The sequence below is a fragment of the Chamaesiphon sp. VAR_69_metabat_338 genome (genome assembly GCF_031423935.1).
Classification (GTDB): domain Bacteria; phylum Cyanobacteriota; class Cyanobacteriia; order Cyanobacteriales; family Chamaesiphonaceae; genus Chamaesiphon.
This window is the reverse complement of sequence record NZ_JANPGM010000054.1, coordinates 1-8,920: the sequence shown is the minus strand read 5'-3', so window position 1 is coordinate 8,920 and position 8,920 is coordinate 1. Positions and strand designations below refer to the sequence as shown.

The window sequence follows — 8,920 nt, the reverse complement described above, 5'->3', positions numbered from 1 at the left end:
CCGAGGGTAATGGCAGCACTGCGCCCACCATGCCAGAGATGGGCGGCGACAGCGAGACAACCGAGAACATAGATAGCTACTACCCACGATTGGCTCATACTCGATCGCACGATCTGGGATAAATCTTCAGATCTCGTGCCGAGGATATTTGGCAGCCAAAATTGATAGAGATGGAGGACTAGAAATACTAAGATGACCGCGCCGAGCCAGCCCATCACTCGTGCTGGTTCGATCGTCAACCTCGAATTAACTGCATAGGGCGTACTCCGTTTCGATCGATTATCAACACCTAGAGCTATACCCTGGCCGATATGAACGATGAAACCACCCAGCACCAGCATCTCCAGCAGATGGAGTCCCCAATTCTGGCGGAATAATTCGGCAGTGCGATCGAATAACACCCCACCATCATTCGCCAAGATAGTAGCGTTGAGCGCAAGATGAACGCCCAAAAAGGCCATTAAAAATAGCCCAGTCGCCGCCATAATAACCTTACGACCGATCGAGGATGTATAGAAGTTAGATTGCATGTGGTGTTGGGGAATGGGCGAGTGAGGGATTGAGGGAACTTTCTCAATTAAAACGTAGTTCGCCGTCCGATCGCCTAATCAATTATCGATCGACCTCTAACTCTCAACGATCGACTCCTACCCCCCTCTACCCTCTACCCTCTAAAGCCTAAAGCCTAAAACCTCCCTACTGCACCAGCTTAGGCGCACGCGAAGTATCTTGTTGCAACGCTTCGACGATCGCCTCCGAGGCAGATGCACCGACTAAATTGAGCCGCAATGACGATCGATTACCAGCAGCGACGCCGACAGTCCCCGAACCTAGTCCAATTGGGGCGAGGGATTTGGCGTAGGCGGCACTCAGATAAGGCCGAAAGTCATTGCGGTTGCTTAAATGAGTTTGAAAAAAAGCGACGCTGAGTGCTTGGGCATAGGCTCTTGCCTGGGCTGGCTCGGGGCCAATTAGTCCATCGGAGACAGGGAAAGCACTCTGCTGAGTGGGATCGATATCCTGAGTCGAAAAGTGGGTGCCTTTCTCGACGATCGCCAGATACTTATCAGGCGTTTGCAGCCAGGTAAACGGATAGATTTGTTCGGGTATTGCTGGGGTAATAATATCATCGCTCCCGCCCATCAGGAAGACTGGTAACTGAATTTGACTCATGCCTCGGCGGCCAAAAATCGTACTATCGAGGGGGCTGATGGCAAAGATCGCCCGGACGCGGGGATCTTTGAGGGCATAATTTCGGGGTGGGAGTTCGTTGGCACGGCATTGGAGTAGCACCGACAGATTGAGCGATCGATTGGGGTTGCAGTCGCGCTTAACGCGATCGAAATCGATTTCGGCACCAGCGAGAGCTAACACCGTGTAACCGCCAAGGGAATGCCCGACTAGCCCCACATTTTGAAGGTCGAGTTGGCGCAGTGTGGGATCTGATTGCGATCGTCGCTGCAACTCATCGAGGACGAACGAGACATCGCGCGGACGTTCGAGCAATTCCGTCGCCATCGGCGGTGGTGCTGTATTTGCGAAATAATTCCGGAAGCGATTGGCATCGCCACCAACGTGTTCGACGACCGCCACCGCAAATCCATACGATGCTAGATGTCTGGCTAAGTAGGCATAAGTAGTGCGGTCTTCGGCTACGCCGTGGGAAATAACGATTACCGGCAAATTGGTAGCGGTTGTTTGTGGTAGATATAGATCCGCAGGCACCCGCCGCTGGCGCGATTCTCCAGAGGAGACGCTCCGCGAACGATCGAGCCAGTTGTATTGCCGTCGCTGCCATTGGACGCTACCCGCGCGACGCAGATCCAATGGGGTCGAAAAGTTTCTCTGGGTATCGGTTGTCGCTGTCGCCGCCAAGCGATCGAGTGTGGCGACTGTGCGATCTCGCCGTTTATACAATTCGGTGAGGTTGTCATAAATTGTAAATACTTCCGCCAAATTGAGATTGACTTCCCGACTGGGAAACCGCCGCAAGAAGTTTAGTGGTGTCAACCCTGCTTTATCCCGCGCCGCTCGCACTAGTGCCGTGCGAATCGATTGGGAACCATTGCGCCGTCCATCGGCTTGAATCGAATCCCCAATCCGATCCAGGAGCCTCAAGACGAGCGGTGCCCGCGTCAACTGATTGACATACGTTGGAGTCGTCTCAAATCTCTGGCGTAATGACTGCCGAAACTGTTGCAGTTGTGCGGGAGGCGTTTGCTTGGCGAGATCGGCATAAGCAGCCGGAATTTTGCCATCTGCGGCAAAGGCTTCGAGATCGCGCACCGATACGGACAAGTCTTTAAATGGGGGGAAATAAGCGGTAATTCGCTCGGCGGTGCGTCCCGGCAAGGGACTGGCAATGGTCGCCAAGGTAGCAATAGCCAATGCTTTGAGCCACAAAAGTTTAGAAGAACGGCGCGACATAAAATTGACGAAGGGAAGATTTAGATCGATCGCTATTTGACTGGCAACAGGCTAAACATCCAGAAGAGTTGTCAGGTAACTCTCGCCACTACCTTTGTGCTGTGATGTTTTTCCGCTGGGCATATCTAAATTCTAACGCGCGGTTTCAGGCTACAAACCGCAGAGCGAAAGTAATCTGTGGTCGATTCTAGGGATCGGGGTGGAAGTTTTAACGCAAAGGACGCAAAGGTTGGTGGTGCGGGACTGAGGTGATGAGTGGGTACCGCAAAGGACGCTAAGGGTTGCGATCGTTGCTCAATGTTGGCAGTCCTATACTCGAAACAATCTCTTGTGGCTATCGTCACTCATAGCATCAGCTTTGAGAGCTACTACTCGATCGGAACTAGAGGAATATTTATGAAATTTAAGTTAATCGCTGGTTCGATGTTGGCGACTGTCGCCACACTCGGTGCGCTCCAAGCCGCTCCTGTATCAGCACAGCTAGTCCCCGAACCGTGGGTCACTGTCGGTAGTAAAGATGGTAGCGTCAGCTATGGAGCTGGAGTCAAGATTTTCGATCTGGGCGCAGAAATTGCCACCGGCAAAGGCAAAACTGGCGTCGATGTGCTCAAATTTATTAGCTTGCCAGTCGTCTCTCCATTCGTGGGATTGGGGCTTTATGGCGGAGATGTTGCCTACTCTGGTGGCGTGCAGTTTAGCCCTGGTGGTAATACCTTTTTTGGCGTGGGTTATCATTCCATTCGCGGTATCAATGGTCAGGTGGGGATTAGGTTTTAGGTTTTAGGGAGGGAATAGGGAAGAGGGAAGAGGGAAGAGGGAATAGGGAATAGGGAATAGGGAATTTGGACGCAAGCGTCTCCCCGCTGTCTTGACTGAAATCGCGCTGAGGTTTCCTCAGCGTGATTTCAGTCGCTCCCCGCTCCCCGCAATGATTGCTAGAGTAGAGATAAAGTAACCTAACATCCCTCCTCAACATGTTGCTCAACCCGAACCAACGGCAAAAATTAGATGGTGGTAACGATCGAGAATTTTATGATACGCCGCGATTTGTGACTCATGTCGATACCGGATTTATCGATCGATTGACAAATCTCTACAGCGAACGGCTCAAGCCTGATACCCGGATCTTTGACATGATGAGTAGTTGGGTGTCCCATCTGCCAGCAGAAATGAAATTTGCCTATGTCCAAGGACATGGTTTGAACGAACAAGAGCTAGCCAAAAATCCGCGCTTCGATAGTTATTTCGTTCAAAATCTCAATCAAGATCTCCAGTTACCTTTAGAGGATGCGAGTTTTGATGCGGTATTAAATACTGTTTCGGTACAATATCTTCAGTATCCCGAAGCAATTTTTGCCGAGGTTTATCGAATTCTTAAGCCCGATGGGATCGCCATTTTCAGCTTCTCCAATCGGATGTTTTATAACAAAGCGATCGCAGCTTGGCGTGATGGGAGCGAATCAGATCGGGTGAAGTTGGTCGAGAGTTATTTCAAATCGGTACCTGGCTTTAGTACACCCGAAACGATCGTCCAGGTCAGTCAAGCACCCGATATTTTGCGGTGGCTCGGTGCTGGTGGTGGCGATCCATTTTATGCCGTTATCGCGCGAAAAGTTGCTTAGAAAAGTCCGAGTTTTGCTAATGCTTGCGCGATCGCTTCCGTGCGACTTTTAACGCCCCATTTACTATAGATATTTTCTAAATGCTTGCGAATCGTACTGGGGTGTACGCTTAACTGGACAGCGATCGCTTTATTATCTTTGCCCTGCATTACTAATGCTAATACTTCAGTTTCGCGCTGACTTAAGCCCAATAATGCTAGGGAATTCAGTGAAGAGATTGTTTGTTCTTCTAAGAGTAGTAGATACCGCGCTCCAGGTGATTCAATTATCAATCGGATTGTCAATTCTCGACCATCTTGTTGGATTCTCAGTGGCAAACAAGCTGCTGGTAGATCGGGATTTTGCATCAAACAGGTAACTTGATATTTGACCCACGATCGCAACCGATCTGGTAGCTGCAGCCAGCAAGTAGCTTTTTCAAAATAGGTTTCTAGCCAAATTATTGCTTGTGGGGCGATCGATGTTATCCGCACATTACCATCTAACACAATCGCGCCGAGCTGATGTAGCGATTGCCGAACGAGATTGAGATCTTGTTGTAATTGGTGATATTGTTGGACATTTGTATATGCCTGAGACAAGTGTGGACGTAATAGATTGAGGATTAATCGATCGCGTTCGGTAAAACTGCGGCTGGGACGGCTGAGGATAAATCCCGCCAGAGTTGTATTCGATCGAGCAAGTTCGCCCCATTTTACGGGTGTCACATCTGGCAGAAACAATAAAGTTTGGTCTTCTATATGCAGCGGTCTGAGAAACTGCTGATAGAGACTTTCTCGACTATGAAGTTCTGACTGCGTGATGAAATCAGAAAGTTTATAAGCTCCATTGAGAGTCTGGGGCATATTTTGGGCAATCGGATGGTTCTGACGATCTTCGGCTAATACTTTGGTTAGTACATCTATTGATGCCGAAGGAAGAGTCGGAAAGTTAGGAAGATATGTCAGGCAAATTTGACCCGTTCGAGTGTTTGTCAAATGAAATAATGGAAGATCGCTAGCAACCAGCCGATCGACGATCGATAATACCGTCACTCCAAAAGTATCCAGATATTGCAGCGCGTAGAGCTGTTGAATGCTTTGATTGAGTTGCTCGATATCCTCGATCGACAATGATTCCATCAGCTTGAAGTTGGCACGAATCTTGAAACACTAATTGAATTAATTAGATGCTTCTTATGATAGTAACATAAAACCTTACAGCCTCATGATTCAAATGACAAATTGACTTTTTTAGTGATGCAAATTATTTTGATAGCTAATATATCTGAATTAGAATCGAAATAAAATTCATACTTTTAACAGGTAAGCATCTAAATATGCCCAAGATTCTTGTATCAAAAATAGCTGCGATCGGCAATTTGGCGATCGGTAGTGTTGAAGCGATTGTTGCATTCATAGGTAGCTGTCCGATGGCTCGATTTCTCAACCATACATCGACTTCTGTCCCCGAACCATTGACCGTTATTGTTACTGTCCTTGGCAGTGGGGCAGCTTTGGCAATGAGGAAGAGATCCAAAGCAATGAACAAAATCTAGTTGCAGATAGTCTCGATCTCAAAGTCCTCAACAAAAAGGTGCTCGAAAACTTTACATTCGAGTGGGTCAAATGACGAATTGATTCAACCAGACAGGTCATGTAATGTATTATGTATTGAGAGCAAATATACATCAAAACATCGATATCTGCATATATTTCGATCGTTTTATGTTAGGAACCAAACACCTAACTATCTAACAAACAGGGTTTATTGACAACAGCGATCGAGCATCATTCTCGATCGCTTTTTATCGAACCTGTCGATTGGTTAGTTAGCGATCCTTAGGCTTTTTATGCTGCTTGAAAATTGCCGCTGCTAAATCTTTGATAATACCGCGCCAACCAAAACCAACCCAGGGTAGCAGCCAAGCAAATAAGGCCAGAACTGAATCCATATGGGCTTGACCGGCATTACCAGTGACTGATGAATCCAGATACAAAGTACCAGCAGCGACCGCCAAACCGATCGCGCAAGTGCAGATAAAATAGATATTTGTTTTTTGGCTCGACCCGATTAATACCGAAATCATTAGGCCGATCGTGCCAAATAGCAAGTTGCCAATAATTAACTCATGAATTAGCGCGTAATTGCCTTTGCCAACGATCGACGTGTAGTCGATGCGACCGAGATATTTGGATTCGTTCAGGAGCCAGATGATGACGTAGCCCAGATAAAGGAAGCGGTACAGATGATTCACGATCGATCGATATCTCCAGGGTTAAGCCAAGCCATGAGTGTTGGCATAGCTCCAGACGGTATTTTCGAGGAGCATCGTCACCGTCATCGCCCCCACGCCACCAGGGACGGGGGTAATCCAACTGGCAATCTCTTTAACTGCCTCAAAGTCTACATCGCCGACTAAGCGCGATTTACCAGTTGTCGGATCGGTGAGGCGATTGATGCCGACATCGATGACGACGGCACCAGGTTTGACCATCTCTTTGGTTATCATCTGGGTTCTCCCGACAGCCGCAATGAGGATATCGGCTTGGCGACAGACTGCTGCTAGATCGGGCGTGCGCGAATGAGCGATCGTCACTGTGGCATCAGCAGCGAGCAGCATTAATGCCAACGGCTTGCCAACCAAGATACTCCGCCCGACGACGACCGCATGTTGGCCGCCAATAGCGATCTGATATTCGGCTAATAGGCGCATCACGCCTGCTGGCGTGCAACTTTGCAGTCCGGGTTCCCCTCTGACCAATTTACCCAAATTGAGGGCATGGAGGCCATCTACGTCTTTGTGCGGGGCGATTTCGTGGAGGAGAGCTACCGAGTCGAACCCGTCGGGTAGCGGCAACTGCACCAGAATCCCATCGACGCGATCGTCGGCATTGAGTTCGTGAATGATGGTGGTGAGTTTTTCCTGAGTGACATCGGTGGGAAAATGTTGTCCGAACGACCTAATGCCGACTTTGGCGCAGGCTTTTTCTTTGCCGCCGACATAGGCCGCACTGGCCGGGTTATCGCCGACCATCAGGACAGCCAATCCTGGCTGACGACCGATTTGGGGCTGAAGTTTGGCGATGCGCGCTTGCAAAGCATCCTGCATCTTTTGAGCCAATGCTTTGCCATCAAGAATACGATCGGGACTGCCGCTCATAATTAGTTTGGAGATGAAGATGGGTATTATGACTGATAGAGCACACTACTAACGATCGCTACCCCGATCGGGCAGTGCTTCAAATCCTTAGCTAGTGGCTATCGCAGCGACTGATGCGCTCGATCGAAAACGGAGTTGATATAATCAATATATATCATCGATTCTGACGATCGGCAGCGACATTAGCGCAAACATCGGCAAAAAGTCAGAGACTGAGTGCCGCTTGTGTTCCCTAATTTATCATCCTAAATTTCTGATATGCGTCAAATTACCGTTTAAATTTTTGAGTTTTGTACTTTACTCTAGTTAGTAAGCGAAACTTTTGTGGGTTACTCAGCACAAACATCCAATTTTTATTTGTGAGCTGACCCGCAATCGTGCTCTATCTCGATCGGCTTGGTCACACCGATTTGCCAACCTTCAACCTTGAAGTTCGGGCTGCTGTCGTTGATGTCACCTCGACAAGAGAGCCGATAAATGGCTCTAGAGATCCACTAATGCGGACGCGAGCGCAGCCTAACGCCAGAGTTACCAGCTCAGTATTAATAATATTAATCTGCTCTTTTTTTAATCTATACTTGTTGAGATCCAATGAAAATTACACTGATTAGTTCTTCGCTTGAGGTTGGTGGTGCAGAACGAGTCATGTCAATTATCGCCAACTATTGGGCTGCTAGAGATTGGCAAATTACCATCCTCTCCTTCGATGATGGTTTGGCACCACCATTTTACGACCTCGACAAACGGATCGAATATCGATCGCTCGGAATTGCATATCGCCCTGGTTTTAGTCTGGCAAATATCAGTCACAATCTCCGCCAGGTTCGTACGCTCAAAAAAGCGATTAGGGATAGTCGTCCGGAGCTAATCGTGAGTTTTGTCAATACCACGAATATCATGACGCTGCTGGCTAGTTGGAGCCTAAGGGTACCGACGATCGTCTGCGAGCATGTCTATCCCGCTTTTGGCGGTCTGGATAAATTCGGCCAATTGCTCCAAAAGTGGCTGTATCGTCGCGCGGCATTGATTACCGTTCAGACCCATAGTGGCTTGTCTTTTTTCCCACCCGAACGTGGCTACAAGACGATCGTCATGCCCAATCCAGTGGCGGTAATCGAGACAGAGCAAATCGAATCGCAAATATTCACTGACGATCGCAATCTACTCGCCATTGGTAAGTTAATTCCGCAAAAAGGTTTCGATCTAGCCATCAGAGCCTTTGCCCAAGTCTGCGACGCGCGACCGGAATGGACGTTGACGATCTTGGGTGAGGGGGAAATGCGCGGCGAACTTGAAGATTTATGCATCCAATTGCGATTGGGAGAGCGGGTCTATATGCCAGGTGTGGTCAAAAATGTGGCCGCTCATTTACGCAAGGCCGACATTTTTGTGCTCTCGTCGCGGTTTGAGGGTTTTCCAGTCACCTTGTGCGAAGCGATGGCTTGCGGGGTACCGGTAATTGCCACTGACTGCTTGAGTGGGCCGCGTGAAATCATCCACAATGGTCGGGATGGACTATTGGTGGTACCAGAAAATGTCGATGCGCTAGCAGTGGGACTCGATATTTTGATGGCCGATCCGGTCAAGCGTCAATATTATTCGCATCACGCGCCGAAGGTAATCGACAGGTTCGGGGTGGAGCCAGTGATGGCGATGTGGGATGGTGCCATTCGGCAAGTATTGGCTGGACGGGGGGTTAGGTAGTTGGGAGTCGATCGTCGATCGTCGA

Annotated in this window: 9 protein-coding genes; 4 read left to right on the top strand and 5 right to left on the bottom strand. The window is 48.8% G+C overall.

The window, feature by feature from the left end; translation table 11 throughout:
* Positions 1 to 530 (bottom strand): hypothetical protein (locus RMO84_RS01720; protein WP_310486731.1); only part of this gene is annotated, 530 nt, incomplete at its 3' end.
* A gap of 166 nt (positions 531 to 696) precedes the next feature.
* The gene (locus RMO84_RS01715; RefSeq protein ID WP_310486730.1) at positions 697 to 2,427 is read right to left on the bottom strand and encodes an alpha/beta hydrolase; all 1,731 of its coding nucleotides are present in this window, start codon (positions 2,425 to 2,427) and stop codon (positions 697 to 699) included.
* 396 nt (positions 2,428 to 2,823) lie between these two features.
* Here RMO84_RS01715 and RMO84_RS01710 point away from each other — a divergent pair, with 396 nt between their 5' ends.
* Both RMO84_RS01710 and RMO84_RS01705 read left to right on the top strand, forming a co-directional pair.
* Complete coding sequence (locus RMO84_RS01710; RefSeq protein ID WP_310486729.1) at positions 2,824 to 3,204, top strand: hypothetical protein; 381 nt, start codon at positions 2,824 to 2,826, stop codon at positions 3,202 to 3,204.
* A 197-nt stretch (positions 3,205 to 3,401) separates the two neighbouring features.
* Positions 3,402 to 4,049: a methyltransferase domain-containing protein gene (locus RMO84_RS01705; protein WP_310486728.1), complete on the top strand. Its 648-nt coding sequence runs from the start codon at positions 3,402 to 3,404 to the stop codon at positions 4,047 to 4,049.
* Here the strand turns inward: RMO84_RS01705 and RMO84_RS01700 are convergent.
* Positions 4,046 to 5,170: a helix-turn-helix transcriptional regulator gene (locus tag RMO84_RS01700; protein WP_310486727.1), complete on the bottom strand. Its 1,125-nt coding sequence runs from the start codon at positions 5,168 to 5,170 to the stop codon at positions 4,046 to 4,048. The two genes, RMO84_RS01705 and RMO84_RS01700, sit on opposite strands and share 4 nt — an antisense overlap.
* Positions 5,171 to 5,460: 290 nt before the next feature.
* Between RMO84_RS01700 and RMO84_RS21245 the strand changes: the two genes are divergently transcribed.
* Positions 5,461 to 5,586: a PEP-CTERM sorting domain-containing protein gene (locus RMO84_RS21245; RefSeq protein ID WP_396135740.1), complete on the top strand. Its 126-nt coding sequence runs from the start codon at positions 5,461 to 5,463 to the stop codon at positions 5,584 to 5,586.
* Between the two features lie 273 nt (positions 5,587 to 5,859).
* On the opposite strand, the gene RMO84_RS01695 is transcribed toward RMO84_RS21245, so the two are convergent.
* On the bottom strand, positions 5,860 to 6,285 hold the full coding sequence (locus RMO84_RS01695; protein WP_310486726.1) for a hypothetical protein: 426 nt from the start codon (positions 6,283 to 6,285) through the stop codon (positions 5,860 to 5,862).
* A 21-nt stretch (positions 6,286 to 6,306) separates the two neighbouring features.
* Entirely contained in the window at positions 6,307 to 7,191 is an 885-nt protein-coding gene (gene folD, locus RMO84_RS01690; RefSeq protein ID WP_310486725.1) for a bifunctional methylenetetrahydrofolate dehydrogenase/methenyltetrahydrofolate cyclohydrolase FolD, read from the bottom strand.
* Positions 7,192 to 7,782: 591 nt separating this feature from the next.
* Between folD and RMO84_RS01685 the strand changes: the two genes are divergently transcribed.
* Positions 7,783 to 8,895, top strand: coding sequence for a glycosyltransferase family 4 protein (locus tag RMO84_RS01685; protein WP_310486723.1), 1,113 nt, complete (start codon positions 7,783 to 7,785; stop codon positions 8,893 to 8,895).
* Positions 8,896 to 8,920 lie beyond the last annotated feature (25 nt).